The sequence below is a fragment of the Streptomyces sediminimaris genome, from assembly GCF_047049295.1.
Lineage (GTDB): Bacteria > Actinomycetota > Actinomycetes > Streptomycetales > Streptomycetaceae > Streptomyces > Streptomyces sediminimaris.
The window spans coordinates 2,949,355-2,975,810 of sequence record NZ_JBJWOT010000001.1; the positions used below are offsets into that span (position 1 = coordinate 2,949,355).

The 26,456-nt window shown below is 72.3% G+C and carries 23 protein-coding genes and 1 pseudogene; 4 read left to right on the forward strand and 20 right to left on the reverse strand.

The features are described from left to right. Nucleotides 1-44: 44 nt before the first annotated feature. The 15 genes from ACJ9NR_RS13740 to ACJ9NR_RS13810 form a co-directional block, all read right to left on the reverse strand. Complete coding sequence (locus tag ACJ9NR_RS13740; RefSeq protein ID WP_412487844.1) at nucleotides 45-1,595, reverse strand: alkaline phosphatase D family protein; 1,551 nt, start codon at nucleotides 1,593-1,595, stop codon at nucleotides 45-47. 262 nt (nucleotides 1,596-1,857) lie between these two features. Continuing rightward, entirely contained in the window at nucleotides 1,858-3,294 is a 1,437-nt protein-coding gene (obgE, locus tag ACJ9NR_RS13745; RefSeq protein WP_412488823.1) for a GTPase ObgE, read from the reverse strand. Nucleotides 3,295-3,429: 135 nt separating this feature from the next. After that, a complete protein-coding gene (rpmA, locus tag ACJ9NR_RS13750) occupies nucleotides 3,430-3,684 on the reverse strand; it encodes a 50S ribosomal protein L27 (protein ID WP_023550764.1) in 255 nt (84 codons plus the stop codon). Between the two features lie 14 nt (nucleotides 3,685-3,698). Then, complete coding sequence (rplU, locus tag ACJ9NR_RS13755) at nucleotides 3,699-4,019, reverse strand: 50S ribosomal protein L21 (protein WP_384260991.1); 321 nt, start codon at nucleotides 4,017-4,019, stop codon at nucleotides 3,699-3,701. A 226-nt stretch (nucleotides 4,020-4,245) separates the two neighbouring features. Next, a complete protein-coding gene (gene rfbC, locus ACJ9NR_RS13760; protein WP_412487845.1) occupies nucleotides 4,246-4,839 on the reverse strand; it encodes a dTDP-4-dehydrorhamnose 3,5-epimerase in 594 nt (197 codons plus the stop codon). Between the two features lie 9 nt (nucleotides 4,840-4,848). Continuing rightward, a complete protein-coding gene (locus tag ACJ9NR_RS13765; protein ID WP_412487846.1) occupies nucleotides 4,849-6,849 on the reverse strand; it encodes a glycosyltransferase family 2 protein in 2,001 nt (666 codons plus the stop codon). Then, nucleotides 6,846-7,757, reverse strand: a complete 912-nt coding sequence (gene rfbD, locus ACJ9NR_RS13770) for a dTDP-4-dehydrorhamnose reductase (protein ID WP_412487847.1) — start codon at nucleotides 7,755-7,757, stop codon at nucleotides 6,846-6,848. Before rfbD ends, ACJ9NR_RS13765 begins: the two co-directional genes overlap by 4 nt. Before the next feature lie 78 nt (nucleotides 7,758-7,835). After that, nucleotides 7,836-8,849: a dTDP-glucose 4,6-dehydratase gene (gene rfbB / locus ACJ9NR_RS13775; RefSeq protein ID WP_412487848.1), complete on the reverse strand. Its 1,014-nt coding sequence runs from the start codon at nucleotides 8,847-8,849 to the stop codon at nucleotides 7,836-7,838. Further along, complete coding sequence (locus ACJ9NR_RS13780) at nucleotides 8,846-9,913, reverse strand: glucose-1-phosphate thymidylyltransferase (protein ID WP_412487849.1); 1,068 nt, start codon at nucleotides 9,911-9,913, stop codon at nucleotides 8,846-8,848. The genes rfbB and ACJ9NR_RS13780 overlap by 4 nt, the downstream gene beginning before the upstream one ends. Nucleotides 9,914-10,123: 210 nt before the next feature. Next, on the reverse strand, nucleotides 10,124-14,068 hold the full coding sequence (locus tag ACJ9NR_RS13785) for an Rne/Rng family ribonuclease (RefSeq protein WP_412487850.1): 3,945 nt from the start codon (nucleotides 14,066-14,068) through the stop codon (nucleotides 10,124-10,126). A gap of 265 nt (nucleotides 14,069-14,333) precedes the next feature. After that, complete coding sequence (locus tag ACJ9NR_RS13790) at nucleotides 14,334-15,098, reverse strand: TIGR03936 family radical SAM-associated protein (protein WP_412487851.1); 765 nt, start codon at nucleotides 15,096-15,098, stop codon at nucleotides 14,334-14,336. A 48-nt stretch (nucleotides 15,099-15,146) separates the two neighbouring features. Beyond that, complete coding sequence (locus tag ACJ9NR_RS13795; RefSeq protein ID WP_412488824.1) at nucleotides 15,147-16,271, reverse strand: hypothetical protein; 1,125 nt, start codon at nucleotides 16,269-16,271, stop codon at nucleotides 15,147-15,149. Between the two features lie 85 nt (nucleotides 16,272-16,356). Next, on the reverse strand, nucleotides 16,357-16,656 hold the full coding sequence (locus ACJ9NR_RS13800) for a hypothetical protein (RefSeq protein ID WP_412487852.1): 300 nt from the start codon (nucleotides 16,654-16,656) through the stop codon (nucleotides 16,357-16,359). A 123-nt stretch (nucleotides 16,657-16,779) separates the two neighbouring features. Then, on the reverse strand, nucleotides 16,780-17,454 hold the full coding sequence (locus ACJ9NR_RS13805) for a DedA family protein (protein WP_412487853.1): 675 nt from the start codon (nucleotides 17,452-17,454) through the stop codon (nucleotides 16,780-16,782). Between the two features lie 115 nt (nucleotides 17,455-17,569). After that, nucleotides 17,570-18,286 (reverse strand): hypothetical protein, encoded by a 717-nt coding sequence (locus ACJ9NR_RS13810; protein ID WP_412487854.1) that lies wholly within the window; start codon nucleotides 18,284-18,286, stop codon nucleotides 17,570-17,572. A gap of 303 nt (nucleotides 18,287-18,589) precedes the next feature. Between ACJ9NR_RS13810 and ACJ9NR_RS13815 the strand changes: the two genes are divergently transcribed. Further along, on the forward strand, nucleotides 18,590-18,955 hold the full coding sequence (locus ACJ9NR_RS13815) for a hypothetical protein (protein WP_412487855.1): 366 nt from the start codon (nucleotides 18,590-18,592) through the stop codon (nucleotides 18,953-18,955). A 101-nt stretch (nucleotides 18,956-19,056) separates the two neighbouring features. On the opposite strand, the gene ACJ9NR_RS13820 is transcribed toward ACJ9NR_RS13815, so the two are convergent. Beyond that, a complete protein-coding gene (locus ACJ9NR_RS13820) occupies nucleotides 19,057-19,227 on the reverse strand; it encodes a hypothetical protein (protein WP_030944109.1) in 171 nt (56 codons plus the stop codon). Between the two features lie 117 nt (nucleotides 19,228-19,344). On the opposite strand from ACJ9NR_RS13820, the pseudogene ACJ9NR_RS13825 reads away from it, so the two are divergent. Continuing rightward, nucleotides 19,345-19,709: pseudogene (locus ACJ9NR_RS13825) on the forward strand (ArsR/SmtB family transcription factor); the annotation flags it as partial. Nucleotides 19,710-19,746: 37 nt separating this feature from the next. On the opposite strand, the gene ACJ9NR_RS13830 reads toward ACJ9NR_RS13825, so the two are convergent. Continuing rightward, entirely contained in the window at nucleotides 19,747-20,397 is a 651-nt protein-coding gene (locus tag ACJ9NR_RS13830) for a LuxR C-terminal-related transcriptional regulator (RefSeq protein WP_412487856.1), read from the reverse strand. Beyond that, complete coding sequence (locus ACJ9NR_RS13835; RefSeq protein WP_412487857.1) at nucleotides 20,385-21,614, reverse strand: sensor histidine kinase; 1,230 nt, start codon at nucleotides 21,612-21,614, stop codon at nucleotides 20,385-20,387. Before ACJ9NR_RS13835 ends, ACJ9NR_RS13830 begins: the two co-directional genes overlap by 13 nt. A 175-nt stretch (nucleotides 21,615-21,789) precedes the next feature. Here ACJ9NR_RS13835 and ACJ9NR_RS13840 point away from each other — a divergent pair, with 175 nt between their 5' ends. Continuing rightward, entirely contained in the window at nucleotides 21,790-22,041 is a 252-nt protein-coding gene (locus tag ACJ9NR_RS13840) for a hypothetical protein (RefSeq protein WP_412487858.1), read from the forward strand. Between the two features lie 185 nt (nucleotides 22,042-22,226). Further along, entirely contained in the window at nucleotides 22,227-22,574 is a 348-nt protein-coding gene (locus tag ACJ9NR_RS13845) for a hypothetical protein (RefSeq protein WP_412487859.1), read from the forward strand. A gap of 82 nt (nucleotides 22,575-22,656) precedes the next feature. Here ACJ9NR_RS13845 and ACJ9NR_RS13850 read toward each other — a convergent pair whose 3' ends face one another. After that, nucleotides 22,657-24,627, reverse strand: coding sequence for a TIGR03960 family B12-binding radical SAM protein (locus ACJ9NR_RS13850; protein WP_412487860.1), 1,971 nt, complete (start codon nucleotides 24,625-24,627; stop codon nucleotides 22,657-22,659). Nucleotides 24,628-24,766: 139 nt separating this feature from the next. Further along, nucleotides 24,767-26,422, reverse strand: coding sequence for a CYTH and CHAD domain-containing protein (locus tag ACJ9NR_RS13855; protein WP_412487861.1), 1,656 nt, complete (start codon nucleotides 26,420-26,422; stop codon nucleotides 24,767-24,769). Between the last annotated feature and the right edge of the window lie 34 nt (nucleotides 26,423-26,456).

Genomic DNA, 26,456 nt, shown 5'->3' on the forward strand with positions numbered 1-26,456 from the left:
CGCGTATGAGCCCCAGGCCTCGGTCACACGGTCTTCACACGGTCTCAGGCGAGTTCGACACCCGGACGGCCGCTGTCCACCCGCAGCCGCGCCACCGTGCTCGGCGTCGCCTGCGGCCGCACCACCGTGTCCACCGCCCGCACCTGCGCGTCGATACCGTCGCGGTGGATGTCGAGGAGGTGGTAGCCGCGGTGGGCGTCGATGAACTTCCAGTGCGGGTTGTCCGCCTTCAGCGGGTCCCACTGGGCGTGGAAGGCGGCCTGGTCCTGGTCGCCGTTGCTGGAGACGGACGTACCGACGAACTCGGCGCCCACGACCTCGGAGTCCGGGTCGGAGTAGTCGGTCCGCAGATCGCTGATCATCGTCAGGTGGCGGTCGCCGCTGAGCACGACCGGGTTGCGGACCTCGGCGAACTCCCGCAGCAGCGCGTTGCGTTCGACCTGGTAGCCGTCCCAGGCGTCGTAGTACCAGAGCTTGCCCTCGCCGGGCAGGATGTCGGTCTCGGCCATCATGATCTGCGAGGCGACGAGGTTCCAGCGGGCGGGCGAGTTCCGCATCCCGTCCAGCAGCCAGGCCTTCTGCCCGGCGCCCAGCATGGTCATCGAGGGGCTCTCGGCGCCGGCCTGCGTGGTCGCCTGGTCGCTGCGGTACTGGCGGGTGTCGAGGACGTTGAGGCGCACCAGGCGGCCGAACTCCAGGCGGCGGTACATCCGGATGTGCGGGCCGCTGGGGATGGCCGTCGCACGCACCGGCATGTGCTCGTAGTACGCCTGGAAGGCCGCCGTCAGCCGGGCCACGAACGCGTCGTGGGGCTGCTTGGCCGGGTCCTGCGGAACCTCGCCGGCCCAGTCGTTGTCGACCTCGTGGTCGTCGAAGGTGACCACCCAGGGCGCGCTCGCGTGCATCCTCAGCAGGTCGGGGTCGCTGCGGTACTGGGCGTACCGGTTGCGGTACTGCTCCAGGGTGTACGGCTCCCCCGTGCCCTCGTGCCGGCGCGGGCCCGCCGAGGAGGGCGCGGACTCGTAGATGTAGTCGCCGACGAACAGCACGAAGTCGGGGTCCTGCTCGACCATGTCGGCGTACGGCGTGAAGTAGCCGTGCTGCCAGTTCTGGCAGGACGCGAGGGCCACCCGCAGGAAGCCGTTCCTGGCGTGCGCGTGGGGGGCGGTGCGGGTGCGGCCGGTGTCCGAGACCTGGCCGCCCGCCCGGAAGCGGTACCAGTACGCGCGGTCCGGGCGCAGCCCGCGGACGTCCACGTGAACGCTGTGCCCGTACTCGGGGCGGGCCTGCGCGGAGCCCCGGCGCACCCGCTTCCTGAACCGCTCGTCCTCGGCGAGCTCCCACTCGACCTCGACCGCCCGGTCGGGCATGCCGCCGCCGTTGAGCGGGTCGGGGGCGAGCCGGGTCCACAGCACGATGCCGTCGGGCAGCGGGTCGCCGGAGGCGATCCCCAGGCCGAAGAGCCCGTCGGGCAGGGTGCCCCCGGCCGCCCGGGCCGTGCCCGGCAGCCAGAGCACGGCGGAGGCTGCGGCGCCGAGCGCGGCTGTACCGGCGGTCAGAAAGCGGCGTCGCTCGGGCGAGCTTGCTCTCGTCATCGGCGAACTCCCTTGCCTCGCGGACATCTTGGACACGTGAAGGCTCACGCAGCCGGACGGTCCGCGGACTGAACGCAAGCCTTCGCGTGCATGACAAATGAGCGACAACAGGAGACCCGTTGTGACACAGGAACAACGCGAGGAACGCGATCTGGTCACAGCGGATCCCCTGCCGCCTCAATTGACGGACATCGCGGGGATGTTCAGTACGAGGAGTTCGAGCCGAATCCCACGTGCGCCGGGAGCACGCGCCGCGGCCGGGTCAGAAGGGTTCGAAGCCGTCGAACTCGCGGAGGGACTCGTCGCGTTCCGCCTCGCGGTCCCGCCGCCGCTGCGCCGCGGGCCGCGGCGCCTCGAAGCGGTGGTCCTCGCCACGGCGGCCCAGCATCTCCGCGCCGGCCATCATCGACGGCTCCCAGTCGAAGACGACGGCGTTGTCCTCGGGCCCGATGGCCACGCCGTCGCCGGCGCGGGCGCCCGCCTTCACCAGCTCCTCCTCGACACCGAGGCGGCTGAGCCGGTCGGCCAGGTAGCCGACGGCCTCGTCGTTGTTGAAGTCGGTCTGCCGCACCCAGCGCTCGGGCTTCTCGCCGCGCACCCGGAACAGCCCGTCCTCCTCGCGGCTCACCGTGAAGCCCGCGTCGTCGACGGCCCTGGGCCGGATGACGATGCGCGTCGCCTCCTCCTGCGGCCGCGCGGCACGCGCCTTCGCCACCAGGTCGGCGAGCGCGAACGACAGCTCCTTCAGCCCGAGGTGGGCCACCGCCGACACCTCGAAGACCCGGTAGCCGCGCGCCTCCAGGTCGGGCCGCACCATCTCGGCGAGGTCCCTGCCGTCGGGTACGTCGATCTTGTTGAGGACGACGATCCGCGGCCGCCGGTCGAGCCCGCCGTACTGCTTGAGCTCCTCCTCGATGACGTCGAGGTCGGAGACGGGGTCGCGCTCGGACTCCAGCGTCGCCGTGTCCAGCACGTGCACCAGCACGCTGCACCGCTCCACGTGCCGCAGGAACTCAAGACCCAGGCCCTTGCCCTGGCTGGCGCCCGGGATCAGACCGGGCACGTCGGCGATGGTGTAGACGGTCGAACCGGCGGTCACCACTCCCAGGTTGGGCACGAGCGTCGTGAAGGGGTAGTCGGCGATCTTCGGCTTGGCGGCGCTCAGCACCGAGATCAGCGAGGACTTGCCCGCGCTCGGGTAGCCCACCAGCGCCACGTCGGCGACGGTCTTCAGCTCCAGGACGATGTCCTGCAGCTCCCCCGGCTCGCCCAGCAGCGCGAAGCCGGGCGCCTTGCGGCGGGCCGAGGCCAGCGCCGCGTTGCCGAGTCCGCCGCGGCCGCCCTGGGCGGCGACGTAGGAGGTGCCGTGGCCGACGAGGTCGGCGAGCACGTTGCCCGCCCTGTCCAGCACCACCGTGCCGTCCGGCACCGGCAGCACCAGGTCCTGCCCGTCCTTGCCGGAGCGGTTGCCGCCCTCGCCTGGCTTGCCGCCCGTGGCCTTGCGGTGCGGGGAGTGGTGGTAGTCCAGCAGCGTCGTCACCGACTGGTCGACGGTGAGGACCACGTCCCCGCCGCGCCCGCCGTTGCCGCCGTCCGGCCCGCCGAGCGGCTTGAACTTCTCACGGTGGACGGAGGCACAGCCGTGGCCTCCGTTACCCGCGGCGACATGCAGTTCGACGCGGTCCACGAAGGTGGTCATGTGGGGTGCCTCCAGCACTGCGAAAACGTACGGATGTGTCTCTGCTCTAACACGCGAAAGGCGGACCCGCCTTCCCGATGGGGAAGTGAGGTCCGCCTCGCGAAACGTTCGGGCCGAGCCGTTAAGTCCGAGGACTCAGGCGACCGGAACGATGTTCACGACCTTGCGGCCACGGTGGGTACCGAACTCCACCGCACCGGCCTGCAGGGCGAACAGCGTGTCGTCGCCGCCGCGGCCGACGCCCGCGCCGGGGTGGAAGTGGGTGCCACGCTGGCGGACCAGGATCTCACCCGCGTTGACGACCTGACCGCCGAAGCGCTTCACGCCGAGCCGCTGGGCGTTGGAGTCGCGACCGTTCCGGGTGGACGATGCGCCCTTCTTGTGTGCCATCTGTTCTCAGTCCCTTACTTCGCAGCCGTGGGGATCTCAGTGACCTTGATCGCCGTGTACTGCTGGCGGTGGCCCTGGCGACGGCGGTAGCCGGTCTTGTTCTTGTAGCGAAGGATGTCGATCTTGACACCCTTGTGGTGGTCCACGACCTCGGCCTGGACCTTGATGCCGGCCAGCACCCACGGGTCGCTGGTCACGGACTCGCCGTCGACGACGAGCAGGGTCGAGAGCTCGACCGTGTCGCCCACCTTGGCGGTGGAAATCTTGTCAACCTCAACGATGTCGCCGACAGCAACCTTGTGCTGGCGACCACCGCTGCGCACGATGGCGTACACGCGGATCTCACTCTCTCGCTCGGGAACGGCACCCCCGCAGTCCAGCCACCCGGAAGACGGACGGCCTCTCCGGGGCGGCGGTGCAGGGCAGCCGGCGCTCCGGAGGAAGAGGTTTACGGGGATGTGGCGCGCCCTAGTCCATGGACACGCCGACGGTCAAGGTTACGGGGCCGCCCAGGACTGGTCAAACCGAGCCCGCGCCCGGGCCGGGGCGCGGGCGCGTCCGTCAGGACCCCAGGCTCTCCCGGTAGGCCGCACACGCCTCGTAGGAGGGCAGCAGCCCCTGCTCGGCGGCCTCGGCCAGGGTCGGCGCCTGCTCGTCCTTGGCCGACAGCAGCGGGGTGATACCGGTCGGCCACTCGATCCCGACGGCCGGGTCGAGCGGGTGGATGCCGTGCTCGCGCTGCGGGGCGTAGCCCTCGGAGCACAGGTAGACCACGGTCGCGTCGTCGGTGAGGGCCATGAAGCCGTGCCCGAGGCCCTCGGAGAGGTACACCGCGTGGTGGTCCCGGTCGTCCAGCCGGACGGCCTCCCACCGGCCGAAGGTGGGCGAGCCGGTGCGGATGTCCACGATCACGTCGAGCACCGCGCCGCGCACGCACTTGACGTACTTGGCCTGGCCGGGCGGCACGTCCGCGAAGTGGATGCCGCGCAGCGTGCCCCGGCTGGAGACGGACATGTTGGCCTGGGCGACGCTCAGCGGGTGGCCGGCCGCCTCCTCGAAGACGGGCGCCTTGAACCACTCGTGGAAGCTGCCCCGGCCGTCGGGGAAGACCTTCGGCTCGTGCACCCAGGCACCGGAGATCGAAAGGGGTCGCATGACGGGTCCTCAGCTGTTCTTCTTCTGGTTCGTCAGGGCGGACTTCAGCCGTCGGGCGGCCCGGCGCCACAGCGGACGCGGCGCGGCGGGCCGCTTCGGCGCCGCCTTCTTCCCGGCCGCCCCGGCCGGCGGGACGTGCCGGTCGATGACCCGGGCGCTGCCGGCCGCGTCGACCACCACGTCGACCGGCAGCCGGGTCCACTTCGCCGTGGCGCGGGCAGCGGACGGCACGCCGATGCGGACCGCCCAGCGCTTGCCGGTGAGCTGCTCCAGCGGCAGGCGGGCGGTCAGGGCGGTGCCGTCGGCCGTGGCGTCGGCGGGGTACTTGCCGACGTTCTTGCGCTCGAAGCGCAGCTGCAGCGGTTCGCTCCCGCCGGCCGCGAGGTGCAGGGGCAGCGGGAGGCGGACGGTGGCGCCGTCGAGCGAGGCCGCGGCCGGGTCCATCCGCGCCACCGCCTCGCCCTCCAGCTTGTTGGTGTGCTGGTCGACGTCGAGGGAGAGGTTGCCGGGCCCGTCGGTCCAGTACGGCAGCACGAGGCGGGCCGGGGCGCCGAGCAGCGCGGCCGTCCGGCCGGCCTCCACGTCCGCGCCGCGTACGGCGCCGAGCCGGGTCTCCTTGCTCCAGCCGCAGGACTTGATGCGCAGGTGCAGGTCCCAGATGCCCCGGTCGAGCGGGGCCCCGCCGGCGGCCGTCAGCGGGTCGAGCTCGGAGCGGGCGGAGATCCGCTGGCGGAAGGCGCCGTCCCCGGCGGGCAGCTCGTGCCGCTCGCTGGTGACGGGCAGGTAGAACTGGCGGGCGTCCTCGCGGTGCCGCACCACCAGGTCGACGTCGCTCTTGGCCAGCGGGGCGGCCAGCTCGATGTTCTGCCCGGCCAGCGCCGTCAGCGCTTCCTCCGGCAGCGGCAGGCCGAGCAGCGCGCGCCCGCCGTCCCTGCGGAAGGTCATCGGCTCGTCGCCGATCCGGTACTCCGCGTCGAAACCGACGTGCAGGCTGCCGCCGCGCCACTCCAGCGAGGTGAGCTCGCCGGTGGGCCGGATGCCGGCCTCCCAGGCGGCGAGGGCGCGGATGTCGGCGTAGCGGTCGGCGAAGATCAGCCCGGCGACCACCTTCTGGGTGAGGCCGAGGCGGGCGACGACTCCGGGGCCGAAGCGCTCGGTGACCACGCCGCGGATCTCGCGGTAGAGCTCCTCCGCGTAGTCCTCGGGGAGCTTGAGCAGGCGCTTGCCGCGCAGCCGCTCGACCATCTCGTTGCGCAGCCAGCGGCTGAACAGCTTGTCGCGCAGCGGGCCGGGCTCGGTGAGCTCCTCCACCACGTCGAGGGCCTCGCGCAGGTTGTTGAAGTAGCCGACCGGGTCGAAGCGCTGGAAGCCGGCGTTGGAGCCGTCGTCGCGGGTGATGTGGTAGTAGCACAGGTAGTCGCCGACGACGGAGACGTTCCTGGCGCGCAGATAGGTCTCGACGACGAAGACGTGGTCCTCGAGCCGTCGGCGGCCCTCCTTGAAGCGGATGTTGTGCTCGTTCAGGAACTCCCGCCGGAACATCTTGTGCGGGGTGAGGCTGTCGATCAGCGGCGCGTTCTCCACCGAGGCGCGCGGCCGGTTGACCCGGAACAGCTCCTGCGGGACGGGGCGGCCGATGCCCGCCATCTTGCCCACGACCACGTCGGCGTCGTTCGCCTTGCCGTAGTCGTACATCCGCTCCAGGGCCTCGTCGCCGAGCCAGTCGTCGTGGTCGACGAACATCACGTACTCGCCCTTGGCGGCCGCGATGCCGGTGTTGCGGGGCCGGCCCGACCAGCCGGAGGACTCCTGGTGGATGACGTGGATGTGGGGGTGCTCGGCCGCGAGCCGGTCGAGGCGGGCCGGCGTCTCGTCGGTGGAGCCGTCGTCGACGAAGAAGACCTCGAACTCGTCCGTGGGCAGGCTCTGGCGCAGCACGCCCGTGATGCAGTCCTCGACGTACTTGCCCGGGTTGTAGACCGCTATGACGACACTGACCTTGACTGTCACGCCGCGTTCTCCTTCTCGTGCACTCGGTGGATCTCCGGGAACGCCTCGGCGAGGGCCGCGCGCCAGTCGCGCAGCGGCTCGATGCCGGCCTCGGCGAACCGCTCGTGCCCGAGCACGCTGTAGGCGGGGCGGGGGGCGGGGCGGACGAACGCCTCGCTGGTGGTGGGGCGGACCCGGTCGGGGTCGGTGCCGAGCAGCCGGAAGATCTCCCGGGTGAGGCCGTACCAGGTGGTCTCGCCGGAGCTGGTGCCGTGGTAGATCCCGGCCGGGGCGGTGCCGGCCAGCGCGCCGCGCCCGAGGGCGAGCAGCAGTCCGGCCAGGTCGGCGCTCCAGGTGGGCTGGCCGCGCTGGTCGTCCACGACGTCGAGGGTGTCCTTGACGCCCTCCAGCCTGATCATCGTACGGACGAAGTTGGGGCCGCCGGTGCCGTACAGCCAGGCGGTGCGGACGACGTAGCCGCGGGCGGGCAGGGTCGTCAGCACGGCCCGCTCGCCGGCCAGCTTGGTGCGGCCGTAGGCGCTGCGCGGGGCGGTCGGGGCGTCCTCGGCGTACGGGCTGCCCGCGTCGCCGGCGAAGACGTAGTCGGTGGAGACGTGCAGCAGGACGGCGCCGGTGCGGGCGCAGGCGGCGGCGAGGTGGGCCGGGCCGTCGCCGTTGATCGCGAGCGCCTCGGCCTCCCGGGTCTCGGCGTCGTCGACGGCCGTCCAGGCCGCGCAGTTGACGACGACGGCGGGCCGGTGCTCCTCAAGCGCCCGCCCCACGGCCTCCGGATCGGTGAGGTCCAGCGCCGCGCGGTCCAGCGCGACCGCCCGCTCACCCCCGGCCGCGAGGGCGGCCAGCACATCCTGGCCGAGCATGCCGCCGGCTCCGGTGACCAGCCAGACTGCCTGTTCCTGTGTCGGATTCATGTCTCTTCTTGACGTGGGTGGTGTGCGGAACACATGAACGGGCCCGGGGACCCGGACCCGTTCATGACGGATGATGCCTCAGCCCAGGGCCGCGCGCTCCTTCAGCGGCTCCCACCAGGCGCGGTTGTCGCGGTACCACTGCACCGTCTCCGCCAGGCCCTGCTCGAAGCTCTTGCGCGGTGCGTAGCCGAGTTCCTCGCGGATCTTCGTGCAGTCCACCGAGTAGCGGCGGTCGTGGCCCTTGCGGTCCTCGACGTACTCGACGCTGGTGTCCCAGTCCGCGCCGCACGCCTTCAGCAGCAGCCCGGTGAGCTCCTTGTTGGACAGCTCGGTGCCGCCTCCGATGTTGTAGACCTCGCCCGGCCTGCCCTTGGTGCGCACCAGCTCGATGCCCTGGACGTGGTCGTCGATGTGCAGCCAGTCGCGGACGTTGCCGCCGTCGCCGTAGAGCGGGACCTTCTTGCCGTCGAGGAGGTTGGTCACGAAGAGCGGGATGACCTTCTCGGGGAAGTGGTGGTGCCCGTAGTTGTTGGAGCAGCGGGTGACCCGGACGTCCAGGCCGTGGGTGCGGTGGTACGACAGCGCGATCAGGTCGCTGGAGGCCTTCGCCGAGGAGTACGGCGAGTTGGGCTGCAGCGGGTGCGTCTCGGGCCAGGAGCCCTCGTCGATGGAGCCGTAGACCTCGTCGGTGGAGATGTGCACGAAGGTCTTGACGCCCGCGCGGTGGGCCGCGTCGATGAGGGTGTGGGTGCCGACCACGTTGGTGCGCACGAACTCCGCGCCGCCGTCGATGGAGCGGTCCACGTGCGACTCGGCGGCGAAGTGCACCACCTGGTCGTGCTCGGCCATCAGCTTGCCGACCAGCTCGACGTCGCAGATGTCGCCCTGCACGAAGGCGAAGCCGGGGTGCTCGCGCACCTCGTCGAGGTTGGCCGGGTTGCCCGCGTACGTCAGCTTGTCCAGGACGGTGATCGCGACGTCGCCGGGGCCCTCGGGGCCGAGCAGGGTACGGACGTAGTGCGAGCCGATGAAGCCGGCACCACCGGTCACCAGGATCCGGGTCGGGCGGGCCGGAGCGGAGGGGGCTGTCATGAGGAGATCTGCACCTTGCTGTGATCACCGAGCACGAGCCGGTGGGCCGAAGGGTTACGGGGTGCGGGCGTGACCTCGACGTCACGCCCGATGAGCGAGGCCTCCACGCGGCGCACACCGGTCACGGACGAGCCGCGCAGCACGATGGAGTACTCGATTTCGCTGTCCACGATCCGGCAGTCCTCGGAGACGGAGGTGAAGGGGCCGATGTAGGCGTTCTCCACCGCCGTACCGGCACCGACGATGACCGGTCCGACGATACGGCTGCCCCGGACGCTGGCGCCCGCCTCGATCCGGACCCGGCCGATGATCTCGCTGCTCTCGTCGACCGTGCCCTCGGTGACCGGTTCCAGGCTCTCCAGGACGGACCGGTTGACCTCCAGCATGTCGGTGACGTTGCCGGTGTCCTTCCAGTAGCCGGAGATCGTGGTGGACCTGACGTCGCGCTTGTCGTCGATCAGCCACTGGATGGCGTGCGTGATCTCCAGCTCGCCGCGCCAGGAGGGCTCGATGGACCGGACGGCCTCGTGTATCGCCGGGGTGAAGAGGTAGACGCCGACGAGCGCGAGGTCGCTCTTGGGCACCTTCGGCTTCTCCTCCAGGCCCACCACCCGGCCCGTGCCGTCGAGCTCGGCGACGCCGAAGGAGGTCGGGTCGGGCACCCGGGTCAGCAGGATCTGGGCGTCGGGGCGCTCGCTGCGGAACTCCTCCACCAGACCGGTGATGCCGCCGACGATGAAGTTGTCGCCGAGGTACATGACGAAGTCGTCGTCGCCGAGGAACTCCTGGGCGATCAGCACGGCGTGGGCGAGGCCCAGCGGAGCCTCCTGCGGGATGTAGGTGACCTTGATCCCGAACCGGGAGCCGTCACCGACCGCCTCGCGGATCTCGTCCGCGGTGTCGCCGACGACGATGCCGACCTCGCTGATCCCGGCCTCGGCGATCGCCTCCAGGCCGTAGAACAGCACAGGCTTGTTGGCGACGGGCACCAGCTGCTTGGCCGAGGTGTGGGTGATCGGACGGAGCCGGGTGCCCGCTCCTCCGGAGAGCACAAGAGCCTTCACGTGATGGTCCCCAACTACTATGCCTGCGCTGGGAAGAAAATCCCAACTTGTCTGAATTTGGCCTCAACTTCGGACAGCAGCATAACCCTATCGCTTCACTGCCCATTCACACGTTCGACCTCCGCCGTACGGCGCACCGCGGGGATGACGTGATCCGCCCCCGGCCGTCCGGTCCGGGGGCGGATCACGTCGTCGGCGCGCCGAGGGCCGTCAGCCCTCGTCCGCCGCCGTGGAGACGGAGGAGACGGACTGCTGCTCGGCGGCCGCCGTCTTCTTCGCCGTCTTCTTCGCCGTCTTCTTGGCGGTCGTCTTCTTCGCGGCGGTCTTCTTGGCCGCCGTCGTCTTCTTGGCCGCCGTCTTCTTGGTGGCGGCCTTCTTCGCGGTGGCCTTCTTGGCCGTCTTACGGGCCGCCTTCTTCGCCGGTGCGGCCTCGGCGCCCTCGGCCCGGGCCCCGGCCTCGCCCTCCGACTCCGCCGACGGCACGACCACGACGGCCGCTTCCTCGGACGCGGTGGGCGCGGTCTCCCGGCGCACCGCCCGGCGGCGCGGACGGGCCGGAGCGGTGTCCTCGGCGGCCGCCGGGACCTGCCCGGCCGGCTCCGCCTCCGCGGCCGGCGGCTCGGCCACCGGCGCGGTCTCGGCGACCGTCACCACCGCGGCCTCGGCCCCGGCCGGTGAACCGGCGGGCGCGGAGACCTTGCGGGTGGCACGACGGCGCGTACGGCCCTTGGGCGCGGCCTCGTCCGCCGCGGACGGCTCCGCCGGAACGACGGCGTCCTCCACGGCCGCGGGCTCGCCGAGCACCTCGGCGGCCGGCTCCGGCAGCACCGGACGCTCCACCTCGGCCTCGACCGTGGTGTCCTGGGCCGTCGGCGCCTCGGCCTTCTTCTCCTGGCGCTTCGGCGCGCCCGCCGGAGCGGACGCCCTGCGGCTCGCCCGGCGCCGCGAGCGGCCGCGGCCGGCCGCGGCCTCCGCCTCGGCCACGCTGCTGTACAGCTCCTCGTCGGGCGCGAACGCGGGCTCGGCCAGCGCGACCGGCGCCGCCACCTCGGCGGCGACCTCGGCCTCGGTCTCCCCGGAGACCTCCGGGACCTCCGGGACCTCGGCGGCCGCCACGGTCTCGGGCTCGTGGACGTGCCCGTCACCGCCGCGCCCGCGCTTCTTGCGCTTGCCGCCGCCACCGGCGGAGGCCGGCTGCTCCAGGTGCACGATGACACCGCGGCCGTTGCAGTGGACGCAGGTCTCGGAGAAGGACTCCAGCAGGCCCTGGCCGACCCGCTTGCGGGTCATCTGCACCAGGCCCAGCGAGGTGACCTCGGCGACCTGGTGCTTCGTGCGGTCCCGGCCCAGGCACTCCAGCAGGCGCCGCAGCACCAGGTCCCGGTTGGACTCCAGCACCATGTCGATGAAGTCGATGACGATGATGCCGCCGAGGTCGCGCAGCCGCAGCTGGCGCACGATCTCCTCGGCCGCCTCCAGGTTGTTCCTGGTGACCGTCTCCTCGAGGTTGCCGCCCTGGCCGGTGAACTTGCCGGTGTTGACGTCGACGACGACCATCGCCTCGGTCCGGTCGATCACCAGCGAACCGCCGCTGGGCAGCCAGACCTTGCGGTCCAGCGCCTTGGCGAGCTGCTCGTCGATCCGGTACGTGGCGAAGACGTCGACCTCGGAGGTCCACTTCGACAGGCGGTCGGCGAGGTCGGGCGCGACGTGCGCGACGTAGCCGTAGATGGTCTCCCACGCGTCGTCGCCGCTGACGACGACCTTGGAGAAGTCCTCGTTGAAGATGTCGCGGACGACCCGGACCGTCATGTCCGGCTCGCCGTACAGCAGCGACGGCGCCGAGCTGCCGCCGTTCTTCGACTTCTTCTGGATGTCCTCCCACTGCCCCTGGAGGCGCTCGACGTCCCGGCGCAGCTCCTCCTCGCTGGCGCCCTCGGCGGCGGTGCGCACGATGACGCCCGCGTCCTCGGGGACGATCCTCTTGAGGATGGTCTTCAGCCGGGACCGCTCGGTGTCGGGCAGCTTGCGGCTGATGCCGGTCATCGAGCCCTCGGGGACGTACACGAGGTAGCGGCCCGGGAGGGAGACCTGGCTGGTCAGACGCGCGCCCTTGTGCCCGATCGGGTCCTTCGTCACCTGGACCAGGACGGACTGGCCGGACTTGAGGGCGGACTCGATGCGGCGCGGCCCGTTGGCCATGCCGAGCGCCTCGAAGTTGACCTCACCGGCGTACAGGACGGCGTTGCGGCCCTTGCCGATGTCGATGAAGGCGGCCTCCATCGACGGCAGCACGTTCTGGACCTTGCCCAGGTAGACGTTGCCGACGTACGAGGTCGCCTGCTCCTTGTTGACGTAGTGCTCGACGAGCACGCCGTCCTCCAGGACGCCGATCTGCGTGCGCTCGCCGCTCTGCCGGACGACCATCACCCGCTCGACGGCCTCGCGGCGGGCCAGGAACTCGGCCTCGGTGATGATCGGCACGCGGCGGCGGCCCTGCTCGCGGCCTTCGCGGCGGCGCTGCTTCTTGGCCTCCAGACGCGTGGAGCCCTTGATGGACTGCACCTCGTCGGACGGCTCGGACTTCGGACGGGGCTCGCGGACCTTGACGACGGTGCGCTCCGGGTCGCCCTCGCCGGGCTCGCTGTCCACCGAGGAGTCACCGGCGCGACGCCGGCGGCGACGGCGACGGCGGCTGCCGGCGGACGAGCCGCCGCCCTCGCCGGTCCCTTCCTCCTCGTCCTCCTCGACCTGCTCGGCCGTGTCCTCGGCGTCCTGCGCCTGCTGCGCGGCGGCGCTCTCGTCGGACTCCTCCGACTCGTCGTCACCGCCCGCGTCGGCGGACTCGCCCCGCCGGCGGCGACGGCCGCCCCGGCGACGGCGGCGGCGCGAACCGGTCTCCTCGGAGTCCTCGCCCTCGGCGGCGTCCTCGGTCTGGTCCTCGGCCTCCTCCGACTCGTCCTCGGCGGTCTCGGCCGTCCGCGTCTCGGCCGCCTGCGTCTCGGCCTCGTCGCCGAACGCGCCGCCCCGGCGACGGCGGCGGCGCCGGGCCCCGGACCGCTCCTCTGGCAGCTCCTCCGGCTCGGTGGTCTCCTCGGCCTGCTCGGCGGCCGCCTGCGCGGCGGCCCGCTCCGGCGTCTGGAACTGCGGCTCGGCGAAGACGGGCGCCTGGAACACGGCGACGGCGGGGCGCGCCGGACGGCGCCGCTCCTCGCCCTCGGCGTCCCCGGCGTCCTGCGCCGGCTGCGCGGGCGCCGCGAACCCGGTCGCGGCCTTACGGGCGGTCCGCCGACGGGCACGACGCGGCGCGGCCTCCTCCTCGACGGCCTCGGCGGCCTCGGCGGTCTGGGCGGGTTCCGGCGCAGCCTCGGCACTCTCGGCCCCGGACCGCGCGACCGGCTCGACGGCGGACTCCTCCACCGCCCCGGCACCCGTCACGACCGACTCCTCCACCGGCGACGCCACCCGACGCGTCGCCCGCCGACGAGCACGACGCGGCGCAGCCTCCTCTCCGGCGGCCTCGGCCGCTTCGGCGGTCTCGGCGGCGGTGGTGGCGGCGGTGTCCTGCGCGGGAGCCGCCTCCGTGGTCTCGGTTGTCTCGGCGGTCTCGGCCGTCACGGGCGTACCAGTCGGCGCCGACGCGCGGCGCGTGGCACGGCGGCGCGTACGACGGGGAGCGGCGTCCTCGGCCGACTCGGCCGGTTCCTCGGCGACGGCCGCGCTCTCCTGGGCCTCGGCTCCGGTCTGCGCGGGAGCGGCGGCCACGACGGTCTCGGCCGCCTCGGCGGCGGGTGCCCCGGCGGGCGCGGACGCACGACGGGTCGCACGGCGCCGCGTACGCGCGGCGGGCGCGGGCTCCTCGGCAGCCGCCGGCGCCTCGGTCACCCCGGTGGTCTCCACGGCCTCGGCCTCTTCGGACGCGTCGGACGCGGTGGTGACCGCCGTCGCGCCGGTCTCGTCCTCGTCCGCCTCGCTGTCGCCGTCGGCCGGTATGGCCGGCGCGACGATCTCCTCCGGGGTCTCGGAGGCGGCCGCGGCGGGGGGACCCGCCGGGCGGGAAGCGGCACGGCGCCGACGGCGCGGCGGCAGGGTGTCGCTCGGAGTGTTCAGTTCGGAGCCCGTCGAGGACTCTGCGGGTTCGGTCGGTTCGAGCATGCGGGCATTTCTCCCGTCAGGCTCCCGGGCGCCGCGCCTGGTCCGGCAGGAAGCCGGTGACGTCCGCGGCTCGCGCGATGCGCGGTGCCGCCGTCCGGGGCGCGGGCGCCGCACGGGAACTCTCTGTGTCCTGTCTCGCCGGTTCCGTACACCTCATGTGTACGGCCTGGCGAAAGTCTTCTGGTCGGTGCGCTGCCCGACCCAGGTGGCTCCCGAGTACGAGGGCGGCGCTTCGACGTACGTCCTGTCCTTCGCGGGGCCTTCCCTAGGCCGGCGCCTTCGCGGCGGCAGCGGAGCCGGCCATGGGTAGGGCCGTCGCCGCCTCGCGGTCGGGCGCGAGCGGGTCGGTCACCGCGCCGGTCTCTTCATCGAACAGCCCCTGCGCCAGCCTGGTCACCGCTGCGGGGACCGGCGGCGCCAGGTCGGCCACGGCGCGGAGACCGGACAGGACGTCGTCGGGTCGTACGGCAGGCGTCACGTGCCGAACAACCAGCCGCAGTATCGCACAGGGCTGGTCGGTCGGCCTATCAGCCGTCGAACGGTGCGTGTGAAGTTCCGCGACCGCCGAGCGGGCGTCGAAGGTCCGCACGCCGTTCTTGGCCGTGCGCTGGACCTCGACGGTCCCGGCCGCGTTGAAGGCCGCGACGGCGCGCTCCGCCTCCGCCGGGTCGACGCCGTCCAGCCGCAGCTCCCACACGGAAGCCGTGAGCCGGTCGGCGAGCCCGGAGGTGCGGGCCTCGACCGCGTCGACGACGTCGAGCCCGTCGGGCAGCGACTCGTCGAGCAGGGCCCTCAGGAGTTCCGGATCCCGCGCCTCGGTGAGCGCGATCTCCAGGTACTCCGCCTCACTGCCCGTGCCGGTGGGTGCGGCATTGGCGTACGACACCTTCGGATGCGGCGTGAACCCCGCCGAGTACGCCATGGGCACCTCGGCGCGGCGCAACGCGCGCTCGAAGGCGCGCTGGAAGTCACGGTGGCTGGTGAACCGGAGGCGGCCGCGCTTGGTGTAGCGCAGTCGGATGCGCTGCACCGCGGGTGCGGGCGGCGGGCCTTCGGGCTGTCGCTTGCCCAGTGTCGTTCAGTCCTTCGTGAGAGCGGTCGTACTCCTACCAAGAGTACGTGCCGCGCGGCCCACAGGTTCCCGCCGGTCCACAGCCTCGACCGGTTCGGGGCGCGCGCCGAACAGCACGCGCCGGACATCGGCCCGCGCCTGCCGTACGGATTCCCGGGCGGCGGCCAGCGCCGACCGGACCGCCCGGCCCGCGCCGCGCGCCGCCTCGGCGGCGGGCCGCAGCACGGTGTCGCGCACGGCCTGGCCCACGGGGGTGAGCACGCTCCGGTGCAACCAGCGCACCGGCTCCACGAAGATCCACCGGAGGAGGGCTCCCAGGGCCCGGCCCACGGCGAGCGAGACCCGTCCGGCGACCCGCCAGGCGTGCCCGAGCGCCTGCCCCGCCTCGCGCCCCGTGACGGCCAGGAGGCGCCCGGCGGGCACGAGCACCCACCGCCACAGGACGAGCGCGGGCGGCACCAGCAGCACGCGCAGGACCCGGCACAGGCAGACCCCCGCCCCGGTGACGGCCAGGCGCAGGCCCCGCAGGAGCCCCGCCGCACACCACGCGATCGCCCGCCCCACCGGCGTCAGGACCCACTCGTGCAGCCACCGGGCCGGGACGACGACGAGGTGGCGCACCAGCCACGCGACGCCGGCGGCCACGCCGGCCCCGGCCGCGGCGAGCCCCGCCCCGGCCCCTCTCAGCGCCCACCACAGGCCGTGCCCGACGGGCGTCAGCACGCGCGCGTAGAGCCATATGAGGGCGTGGCCGAGGGGCGTCAGCACGTATCGGTGAAGGCAGCCGAGCGGTACGGCGACGAGCACCCGCCCGAGCCGGCTGAGCGCCCTGCCCAGGGGGTCGACGACGTACCGCCACAGACCGACGAACGGCCACACGAGGAGCGCCCGCGCGATCCACAGCGACGCCCGTCCGGCCGGCCGCAGGACGGTGCGGGTCAGCAGGCGCCCGCCGGCGACGAGCGCGTCCCACGCCATCCGCAGGGGCAGGACGAGCACCAGGGCGACGACGCGCGCGGGGAGACGGATCGCCACGACGAGGCAGCCTTCGGGGACCTGCCGCGCGGGCGGCTGCCGCGGTGCGCCGGCGGGCGGCTCGGGCGGGTCCGTACCGATCTTGTGCGAGTCCATACCGATCTCGGGCGGGTCCGTACCGATCTCGTGCGGGTCCATACCGATGTGGACGCCGCAGCCGCCCGCGCGGATCCCGGACCGGTCACTCGCACAGGGCCTGGTCGGCCAGCAGCAGGGCGTGCCAGTACCTGTAGTACCGCACGCCGTCCGGGTGCCCGGTGAACTCGCAGTACTCGACGGCGGCGGCGACGGCCTCCAGCACCGGCGCGTAGGCGGAGGAGGGCACGTCCGCGCCCGGGCCGGGCGCGCACAGGCCGCGGATCGCCTCGTGGGCCGCGGCGATCACGTCGCCCTCCAGATCCGGGAGGCGCTCGCTCAGCGCCGCGTAGTACTTCAGGTGCTCCTGCCGTGCCGTGGTGAGGAGATCGCTCGTCCCGGCCATGAGACCTCCCGCGCAGGTGAGGGAAACCGTGTGATGCCGTCAGCGTAGGGCTCACACCGCGCAACCGCCCTTCCGCGTCCGGGATCCCGGGGAGCCCGCGGAAGCGGGGGTCCCGGGGGCGGGTCAGGAGGCCGAGGTGTGCTGGTCGTCCCGCTCCGGGGACGGCCGGCTCGCGTTCCTCTCCCGGCGGCGGCGCAGCAGATGGCGCGCGATCAGGGCGGCGAGGACGACGCCCGCGGCGATGAGGACGTACCGCTCGTAGCGCTGGATGGCCGGGTACAGGGTGCCGATGTGGTCCCCGGCGAGGTCGCCGAGGGTCACCCAGACGGCCACCCACAGCGCCGCGCCCAGGGCGTTGAAGACGATGAACCGGCGCCAGGGCAGCTCGCTCATCCCGGCGACGATGCCGTTCGCCTGGCGCAGTCCCTCGATGAACCGGGCGACCGTGACGACCTTCCCGCCGTTGCGGGCGAAGAACTCCTCCGCCTTCTCGACGCGGGCCGGGGTGAGCAGCACGTAGCGCCCGTAGCGCATCACCAGGCGGTGGCCGCCGTACCGGCCGATGAGGTAGCCGATGTTGTCGCCGCAGACGGCGGCGACGAAGGCGATCCCGGCGACCGCGACGACGTTGAGCTGTCCCGCTCCCGCGTACACGGCGGCAGCGATCAGCACCGTCTCCCCGGGGGCCGGCACACCGAAGTCCTCCAGGAAGAGCAGGCCGCCGACCGCCGCGTAGCCCCAGTGGTTCAGGAGCGGCGCGAGGTCGGCGAAGACGCCCGGCAGATGAGGCGCGGACACAGGGATCACCTCTGGATCGGTCAGAGCCGCGACCAGCGGAGTACCCCGGGGTGCGCGGTGCCATGCCGTGACGGGAGCGGAACCGCCGGCCGCCGGGAGGGGCCCCGGCTCCGCCTCACGGGAGCGGTGACGGCGACTGCGACGGCGATGGCGTGGACGAACCCTGTGACGCGTGCGGCGACGGCGTGGACGAACCCTGTGACGCGTGCGGCGACGGCGATGGCGTGGACGGACCCTGTGACGCGTGCGGGTAGTGGACGAAACGGATGGTGGAGACCACGAACACGACGGGCTCGCGCGGATCGTCGAGGTCCACCGTGATCTCGCGTGAGGGGTGCAGACCCGGTGCGGGCAGCGTCGTTCCCGCCCAGTGGCGGCCCGCCGGGAACCGCCAGTGCACGCGGGCGGCCCGGCCGCGGGGGACCCTGACCGTGACGCGGCCGGCGCGCAGCCGCGCGCGGCTGGTGCCGACCCGGGCCAGGAAGCCGGTGAGCCCGGCGCGGGTGGTGGTGAACTGGACGTAGAGGGAGTCCTTCTCCCAGGTGTTGGCCTCGAAGAAGGCCTCGCCGCGCGCACCGGGAGGTATCGGCACCTCGTACACGGCGCGCTGCACCGCGGAGGGCGCCCCGTGGACGAGTCCCGCCCGCTCGGCCCGCAGCTTCCGCACGGCGGCCACGTTGTGGCTCTGATCGGCCGAGACCGCCAGGTACACGGCCGGGATCACCGTCAGCAGCACCGCGGCGGTCCAGCGGCGCAGACGGCCCGCGGCGGTCGGCCGCCTCCCGGCGGCCGGCCCGGGCTCCGCGGCGGCGCGATCGGCTCCACAGGTCACCGGCACCGCGCTCCGCCACCTTCCGGCCCTGCTGTCCCCTGTCCCCTGTCCCCGGAGCCGGACGCACGGCACGCTCGAACCACGGCGTCATTTACACGGCCGTAGAAGTTCTACGCGACTGTAGAAGACGACGGGGTGAACGACAAACCGCGTGGGAGCGGGACACGCTCCGGCCCGGCCGCGTTCACGTCTCCACCCCGGCACGAACGTGAGGCCGAACGGCCCCGGAACCGCCTCGAACGGCCCTCCGCGAGGGCCGACCGTCACCTGTACCGGCGGGCGACGGCGGCGCACGCTGAGCACATGACCGGCAACCAGGCACCTCTCCGCAGTGGGTCATGGCACCCGAAGGGCTTCATGATCCTCACCCCCTCACAGATCGAGGTCACGGCCGGCACGGAGTTCACCTCGTCCGTGACCGTGTGGCCGGCCGGACCACGGCACGTCGTCAGCGCCTCCGCACCCGCCGGCTCGAACCTGAACGTCGAGGTGAACGGCCACACGGTGACCGTCACGGGACGCCTCGGGCACACCGGAGAACAGCACGCCGTCACGGTGACGGTGAGCGACGGGGCGGACGCCGCGCACGACACCCTGACCGTCGTGGCCCCCGAACTCCCCTCCCGTACCGGGCACTTCGGCGTGCACCCGCATCCGGACCGGAGGTGACGACGCGGTCGCACCGACGCACGCGCGAACGCACGCGCCGACACACGCTGAAGGGCCCGGCCGGGCGGCCGGGCCCTTCACCCGGGGCGGGTGACGTCAGGTCACCATCTGTACCAGCGACCCCGTCCGCCGCCCGTGGTGGTCGAACGCATCACGAAACCGAGCAGCCACACCACCAGCACGGCGATCGCGACCCACCACAGGACCTTGAGCGCGAAACCGGCACCGAAGAGAATGAGCGCCAGAAGCAGGACGAGCAACAGGGGAACCATAGTTATCAACCTCCTGGACGCCGTTTTCCCTGCGATCCTCCCTTCATACGCCGACAACACCTTGTTTATGAAGCGTGAATCGGGGCATTCGGGTTTCTTGCCCTCGGCAACGGCCGTATGGCCGCCGAGGGACGGAGCGAGAAGCCCGGTCGCAGTGTGCTGACGATCGCCACCGACACAACCGCCACCGACATAGACGTACTGGCCCGCTTCGGCCGCGCCCTCGCCGACCCCACCCGCTGCCGAATCCTGCTCGCCCCGCGGAACGCACCGGCCTGCCCCGCCGACCTCGCCGACGCACTGGAGGTCTCGCGCACCCGCCTGTCCAACCACCTCGCGTGCCTGCGGGACTGCGGCCTGGTCGTCACCGTCCGCGACGGTGACGCACCCGTTATGAACTCGCCGACGACCGCCTCGGCCACGCCCTGGACGACCTGCGCACCGCCGTGGTGGCCGTCGAGACCGACCGCACGTGCCCGGACGACGCGTCGTCGGCCATCGGCGCTCTCCCGTGGCCGGTCAGTTCGGGGGCACCCCGAGGAATCGCAGCACGGCGAGGACGCGCCGGTGGTCGGCGTCGGCGGCGGGCAGGCCGAGTTTGGCGAAGATGTTGTTGATGTGCTTGGCGACCGCGCTGTCGCTGACCACCAGTGCCTCGGCGATTCCCGCGTTGGAGCGTCCCTCGGCCATCAGCGCCAGCACCTCCCGTTCACGTGGTGTCAGCCGCTCCAACGGGTCGCTGTGGCGGCGCAGCAGCAACTGGGCGACGACCTCGGGGTCCAGCGCCGTGCCGCCGTCCGCGACCCGCCGTACCGCGGCGATGAACTCCTCCACGTCGGCGACACGTTGCTTGAGCAGGTAGCCGACCCCGTCGGTGTGCGCGGTCAGCAGATCGGCCGCGTACCGCTCCTCCACGTACTGCGAGAGCAGAACCACCGCCGTCCGGGGCCACTGGCGGCGGATCACCAGCGCGGCACGCACTCCCTCGTCGGTGAAGCCCGGCGGCATCCGGACGTCGACCAGGGCCAGTTCGGGCCGGTGCTGCTCGACCGCGGTCAACAGAGCGTCCGCGTCACCCACGTCGGCTGCGATCTCGAAGCCGGCCATCTCGAGCACCTTGACGAGCCCCACGCGCAGCAGCACCGAGTCCTCGGCGATCACAGCTCGCACGGCAGTTCCGCGGTGATCGTGGTCGGGCCCCCGGCGGGGCTGCTGATGCGGAAGGATCCGTCGACGGAGCCGACGCGTTTGGCCAGTCCGCCGAGCCCGCTGCCGGCTGAGGCGTCGGCGCCACCGATCCCGTCGTCGGTGACGTTCACGCGCAGCACCTTCCCGATCCGTTCGACGGTCACCCCCGAGCGGGTGGCACGGGCGTGCTTGGTCACGTTGGTCAGCGCCTCGGAGACCACGAAATAGGCGACCGACTCCACGACGGGCGCTGCTCGCTCTCCGATGTCGACGCGCAGACGTACCGGCAACGGTACCCGGGCGGCCAGACCGGACAACGCAGCGTCCAGCCCTCGGTCTTCGAGGACCGCGGGGTGCAACCCCCGTACAAGGTCGTTGAGTTCGGCGATGGCCTCCTTCGCCTCCCGGTGCGCCGCGTCGATCACCGTACGGGCATCGTCCGGCAGGTCGGTGAGAGTGGCCTTGGCCAGTCCGAGATTGACCGCAAGGGAGACCAGGCGCTGCTGGGTGCCGTCGTGGAGATCGCGTTCGATGCGGCGGCGCTCGGCGTCGACGGCTTCGATCAGGTCGCTGCGGCTCTCGACCAGATGCTCGACACGCTGCCGAAGCCGCTCGTTCCGGCTCGGCCCCAGCAGCGTCGGCGCGAGCCGGGCCTCGGTTCGGGCCGTCGCCCCGGCCAGCCAGGGGGCGCTGCACAGCAGCACGACACCGCCGACGGTGTAGACGCCGCCGACAGTGTAGAAAAACGCCCGGTCCACCGGCAGCGCCCAGAGCCACCCGAAGACGGTGGCACCCGCCACCGCCACGGCCCACGCCGCGAGCACCAGCAGTTCCAGAGCAGCCAGCAACGGCCCGAGCAGGAGGTGGTATCCGACCTGTCGCCAGGTCTGGGCCGAGGACAGCCACCGCAGGGCACGCCTCGGCCACCATCGTTCCGGCGTCGGCGTCAGCCGGGGGACGTCCACACCGAGTAACGCTCGATAACGGTGTCGTTGAACAACGGTGAGCGCCGGAACGCCGACGAGGAACAGTGCGAACGGTATCGGGACCACAGCCCACGCGTTCGCCTTCACGACGATCGTCACGCCCCAGACCCACAGCGGAGTCAGGGCAAGGTGCAGCGGAATCCCGGCTGCCGCGAAGCCGGTGTCCCGTCGCGCTCGAAGTAGTGCGCGTCGCAGCGTCCGGGGACTCCTCATGACTCGACGGTAGAACGCCTGGTGACGCACATGCCATGCACCGTGTATCCGGATCGATGGTGAAGCCAGTACCACCCCCAAGTCGGACCTTCGCGTTACCGACGCGCGCGCCCGCCGCAGGAAAGCTTGTCCATGTAAGGCACACAAGCCCGCATCCGGGAGGAGACGCAGCCCCATGGCCTTCGTCGATTCGGCAGCTTGCGGCGCTGCGGACGCGCTGCCCGCCGCACCCAGCGTCCCGCGCTGGTCGGCCGCGCGGGTAGGGCTGGAGGCCCTGGGCCTCACCGCCACCGGAGCACTGCTGCTGCGCCGGGATCCTCGGCACCCGCTCACCGCGGCGGCAACCGCCGCGCTGCTGATCGTCGACGCCTGGTTCGACATCGTCGCCTCTGCCCGCGGAGCCGAACTCAAGCCGCGGCGATCGTGATGGCCGCCGTCGCGGGACTACCGATGGCGGCCCCGTGCGTCGTGCCGGCCACCGCTTCCTGCCGCCCCGGCTTCCCCGGCTTCCCCGGCTTCCCCGGCCACGAGGGTCCGCCCCACCATCGCCGACCCGATGTCACTGCGGGTGCTGCCGCCACGCCCCCGCCCACACCTCTGGAGGAGACCACGATGACCGAGCAGCCCCCGGCACCGGCAAAACGTCCCCAGCCCGCCGAGCGCCCGGAAGGCGGGGACGAGAACGCCATCGTGGACCTGTTCGTCGAACGGCTCGGGGACCGGATCGACGACCGCGTCGCCGCGTCGTTCGACGAGGTGTGCGCCGAGCGGCTGGCGGAGCCCGGCCCTTTTCAGCGAGCTGTGGTCCGTGGTCGAAGGGCGGAGCTCAGGGTCCTGTTGCTCTCACTGATCCTCGGCACCGCCGCAACAACCTTCGCTCCCGGCGGGACCACCGCACTGCTCATCTCCTGGGCCGGACTGGTGGTCCTCAACCTCGCCTACCTCTTCCGCCCACGCTGACACCCGACTCGGTCCGTCCCCGAAGGCTCATACCAGCCGACGCGCCGTCGCCCCCTACGATCCGTCCGACGCCTCACTCACGTCAGTGAGAGTGACCGCTGCTCGCAGCGTCCTTCTTGACCGTCAGCGGCAGCAGCTTCTTGCCCGTGGGGCCGATTTGAATTGTCGTGTCCATCGCGGGACAGACCCCGCAATCGAAACAAGGCGTCCACCGGCAGTCCTCGACCTCCGTCTCGTCGAGGGCGTCCTGCCAGTCCTCCCAGAGCCAGTCCTTGTCGAGGCCCGAGTCGAGGTGGTCCCAGGGGAGGACCTCCTCGTAGGCGCGCTCGCGCGTGGTGTACCAGTCGACGTCGACGCCTTGGGGGATCAGGGCCTTGTCGGCGCAGGCCATCCAGCGGTCGTAGGAGAAGTGCTCGCGCCAGCCGTCGAAGCGGCCGCCGTCGTCGTAGACCGCGCGGATCACCGCGCCGATGCGGCGGTCGCCGCGGGACAGGAGGCCCTCCACGATGCCCGGCTTGCCGTCGTGGTAGCGGAAGCCGATGGAGCGGCCGTACTTCTTGTCGCCGCGGATCTTGTCGCGGAGCTTCTGCAGGCGGGTGTCGGTCTCCTCCGCCGAGAGCTGCGGCGCCCACTGGAAGGGCGTGTGGGGCTTGGGGACGAAGCCGCCGATGGAGACCGTGCAGCGGATGTCGTTGGAGCCGGAGACCTCGCGGCCCTTCTGGATCACGCGGGTCGCCATGTCGGCGATCTGGAGGACGTCGTCGTCGGTCTCCGTCGGCAGGCCGCACATGAAGTACAGCTTCACCTGGCGCCAGCCGTTGCCGTAGGCCGTCGCGACCGTGCGGATCAGGTCGTCCTCCGAGACCATCTTGTTGATGACCTTGCGCATCCGTTCCGAGCCGCCCTCGGGGGCGAAGGTCAGGCCGGAGCGGCGGCCGTTCCTCGTCAGCTCGTTCGCGAGGTCGACGTTGAAGGCGTCCACGCGGGTCGAGGGGAGGGAGAGGCCGATCTTGTCGTCCTCGTAGCGGTCCGCCAGCCCCTTGGCGATGTCGCCGATCTCGGAGTGGTCCGCCGAGGAGAGCGAGAGCAGGCCCACCTCCTCGAAGCCGGTCGCCTTCAGCCCCTTGTCGACCATGTCGCCGATGCCGGTGATGGAGCGCTCGCGGACCGGCCGCGTGATCATGCCCGCCTGGCAGAAGCGGCAGCCGCGGGTGCAGCCGCGGAAGATCTCCACCGACATGCGTTCGTGGACCGTCTCGGCCAGGGGGACCAGCGGCTGCTTGGGGTACGGCCACTCGTCGAGGTCCATGACCGTGTGCTTGGACACCCGCCACGGGACGCCCGACTTGTTGGGGACCACGCGGGCGATACGGCCGTCGGGGAGGTACTCGACGTCGTAGAACGCCGGGACGTACACCCCGCCCGTCCTCGCCAGGCGGAAGAGGACCTCCTCGCGGCCGCCGGGGCGGCCCTCCGCCTTCCACTCGCGGATGATCCGTGTCATGTCCAGTACGGCCTGCTCGCCGTCGCCGATGACCGCGGCGTCGATGAAGTCCGCGATCGGCTCGGGGTTGAAGGCCGCGTGGCCGCCGGCCAGGACGATCGGGTCGTCCGGCGTCCGGTCCTTCGACTCCAGGGGGATCCCGGCCAGGTCCAGCGCCGCCAGCATGTTGGTGTAGCCCAGCTCCGTGGAGAAGCTGAGCCCGAACACGTCGAACGCGCGGACCGGCCGGTGGCTGTCCACCGTGAACTGCGGGACGCCGTGCTCCCGCATCAGCGCCTCCAGGTCCGGCCACACGCTGTAGGTGCGCTCGGCGAGGACGCCCTCCTGTTCGTTCAGGACCTCGTAGAGGATCATGACGCCCTGGTTGGGCAGGCCGACCTCGTAGGCGTCCGGGTACATCAGCGCCCAGCGGACGTCACAGGACTCCCACGGCTTGACCGTGGAGTTGAGCTCTCCGCCGACGTACTGGATCGGCTTCTGCACATGCGGGAGCAGAGCTTCGAGCTGCGGGAACACGGACTCGGCGGCCGCAGCGACTTCGGCAGGCATCTCGCGAACCTTCGGGGCTGGGTGAACTGACAGGGGTGACCCTCTAGCCTAACGCGACGCCGCACCCGCCCCGACCGCCCGGACCTCCCGCACCCGCCCCGACCACCCGGACCTCCCGCACCGGCGCCGCGCGGGGCCGTCACACGTCCATCCCGCCCGTGACCTCCCGCCACGCTCCCGGCAGCTCCGCCTCGTCCGCCGCCGCGCGTGCCTCCTCACGGCCGTAGAGGAGGCCGTAGGTGAACACGTTCTCCCCGGCCGCGTGTGCCACGGCGGACAGCTCGCGCAGGGTCTGCCGGGTCATGACGCTGTCCTGGTGGTCGCCCAGCAGGTTCTGCAGGGACTTCATCGACCTGGCCAGCGCGGTCGCCGGCTCGCCGAGGGCGGCGACGGCGGCCTCCGCGGAGTACCGGGTCCGCTTGGCCTTCTTGCGCGCCTCGTGCAGGGCGAGGTCGCGGTCGTGGCCGGGCTCCAGGTCGATGGCCTGCTCCACCACGCCGGACAGCCTCGCGAAGTCCTTGCGTACGGCCCTGGCGATCACCTTCTCCGGGCTGCCGGCGGCCGCCCGGAGCAGCGGCGGTTCGGCGACCAGCGCGTCCACGGCGTCGAGCAGCGCCAGGTACCGCCTGGAGTCCAGGACGCCGGTCAGCCGGCGCCGGGACCCGCCCCGGCGGGCGTTCGCCCAGGTGCGCAGCCGGGTGCGGACCGGCCCGTGGATCAGTGTGCGGGGCAGTTCGGCCAGGGCCGCCGTCAGGCGCTCGGTCAGCACCTCCTGGTCGCGGTCCACGCCGAGCTCGCCGGCCAGCCACTTCAGTTCCTCGCCGAGGGGGTCGGTGACGGTCCGGTCGAGGACCTTGGCGTAGGAGCGGAAGGCGCTGCGCATACGGCGGGTGGCGACGCGCATGCGGTGCACGGAGTCGTAGGCGTCCTGCCGCACGGCCGGGTCGAGTGAGACGAGGGCGTCCCGCTGCTCGCGGACGTAGGCGAGGACGTGGTCGCCGGCCGTCGCCCGCACGGCTTCGGGCCCGCGCCGCCCGCCTGCCTTCTTTACGCCCTTTGTGCCTTTTGCACCCTGTGCAGCTTTTACCTTTTTCGCTCCCTTTTCGATCTTCCCGGCCTGTCCGTCCCGCCCGGCCTGTCCGTCCCGCCCGGCCTGTCCGCTCCTCCCGGCCTCTCCGTCCCGCCCGCCCTTCGTGCGCGGTGCCGTCTCCATCAGTGCCCGTGCCAGCTTCGACGCCGATCCGGAGGGCCGTACGCCCGCCTTGCGGAGCCGCTTGTCGATCTTGTCGAGGAAGGCAGGGTCGCCGCCGTCGGCGAGTTCCACCTCCAGCTCGGTCCACTGGGCGACGCCGCCGTCGCCGGTGAGCCGTTCCGCGCGTACGGCGTCCACGCTGACCTCGGCGAGCAGCCGGCCGCCGGCGTCGACGAGGTCGCGGATGTCGCGGTCGGACCGCAGCCGGACCACGGGCCGCAGTTCGGCGTCGCGGACACGGGAGCGGATCAGGCCGGCGAGGCTGCGCGGCAGCTCGTCGGAGAGCGGGGCGCGGATCTCGTCGCGGACGCCGGGGGCGACGGGGAACTTCAGGTGCCAGCCCGCGTCCGCGCCGCCGGTGCGGCGGCGCAGTGTGATGGCGGAGGCGGCGAGGCGCTCGTCGGGGGTGTCGTAGTACGTGGCGTCCAGATGCGCGACACCCTTGTCGACGACGGCGTCGACCCCGGCGACGCCGGTCAGGTCGGGCAGCCCGCTGTCGTCGGACTCGTACTTCCGCTCGATCTCGCGCTTCGTGTCCGCCATGACCCGAATCTAGTGGGATTCGTCCCCGAGCGGC

Excerpts from the sequence above, each read along its gene's own strand:
- rfbD (WP_412487847.1), bottom strand. The coding sequence starts at position 7,757 with ATGAATCCGACACAGGAACAGGCAGTCTGGCTGGTCACCGGAGCCGGC.
- ACJ9NR_RS13815 (WP_412487855.1), top strand. The coding sequence starts at position 18,590 with ATGACCGGCAACCAGGCACCTCTCCGCAGTGGGTCATGGCACCCGAAG.
- ACJ9NR_RS13840 (WP_412487858.1), top strand. The coding sequence starts at position 21,790 with ATGGCCTTCGTCGATTCGGCAGCTTGCGGCGCTGCGGACGCGCTGCCC.
- rfbB (WP_412487848.1), bottom strand. The coding sequence starts at position 8,849 with ATGACAGCCCCCTCCGCTCCGGCCCGCCCGACCCGGATCCTGGTGACC.
- ACJ9NR_RS13835 (WP_412487857.1), bottom strand. The coding sequence starts at position 21,614 with ATGAGGAGTCCCCGGACGCTGCGACGCGCACTACTTCGAGCGCGACGG.
- ACJ9NR_RS13855 (WP_412487861.1), bottom strand. The coding sequence starts at position 26,422 with ATGGCGGACACGAAGCGCGAGATCGAGCGGAAGTACGAGTCCGACGAC.
- ACJ9NR_RS13845 (WP_412487859.1), top strand. The coding sequence starts at position 22,227 with ATGACCGAGCAGCCCCCGGCACCGGCAAAACGTCCCCAGCCCGCCGAG.
- ACJ9NR_RS13820 (WP_030944109.1), bottom strand. The coding sequence starts at position 19,227 with ATGGTTCCCCTGTTGCTCGTCCTGCTTCTGGCGCTCATTCTCTTCGGT.
- rfbC (WP_412487845.1), bottom strand. The coding sequence starts at position 4,839 with ATGCGACCCCTTTCGATCTCCGGTGCCTGGGTGCACGAGCCGAAGGTC.
- ACJ9NR_RS13795 (WP_412488824.1), bottom strand. The coding sequence starts at position 16,271 with ATGGACTCGCACAAGATCGGTACGGACCCGCCCGAGCCGCCCGCCGGC.
- rpmA (WP_023550764.1), bottom strand. The coding sequence starts at position 3,684 with ATGGCACACAAGAAGGGCGCATCGTCCACCCGGAACGGTCGCGACTCC.
- obgE (WP_412488823.1), bottom strand. The coding sequence starts at position 3,294 with ATGACCACCTTCGTGGACCGCGTCGAACTGCATGTCGCCGCGGGTAAC.
- ACJ9NR_RS13785 (WP_412487850.1), bottom strand. The coding sequence starts at position 14,068 with ATGCTCGAACCGACCGAACCCGCAGAGTCCTCGACGGGCTCCGAACTG.
- ACJ9NR_RS13800 (WP_412487852.1), bottom strand. The coding sequence starts at position 16,656 with ATGGCCGGGACGAGCGATCTCCTCACCACGGCACGGCAGGAGCACCTG.
- ACJ9NR_RS13740 (WP_412487844.1), bottom strand. The coding sequence starts at position 1,595 with ATGACGAGAGCAAGCTCGCCCGAGCGACGCCGCTTTCTGACCGCCGGT.
- ACJ9NR_RS13850 (WP_412487860.1), bottom strand. The coding sequence starts at position 24,627 with ATGCCTGCCGAAGTCGCTGCGGCCGCCGAGTCCGTGTTCCCGCAGCTC.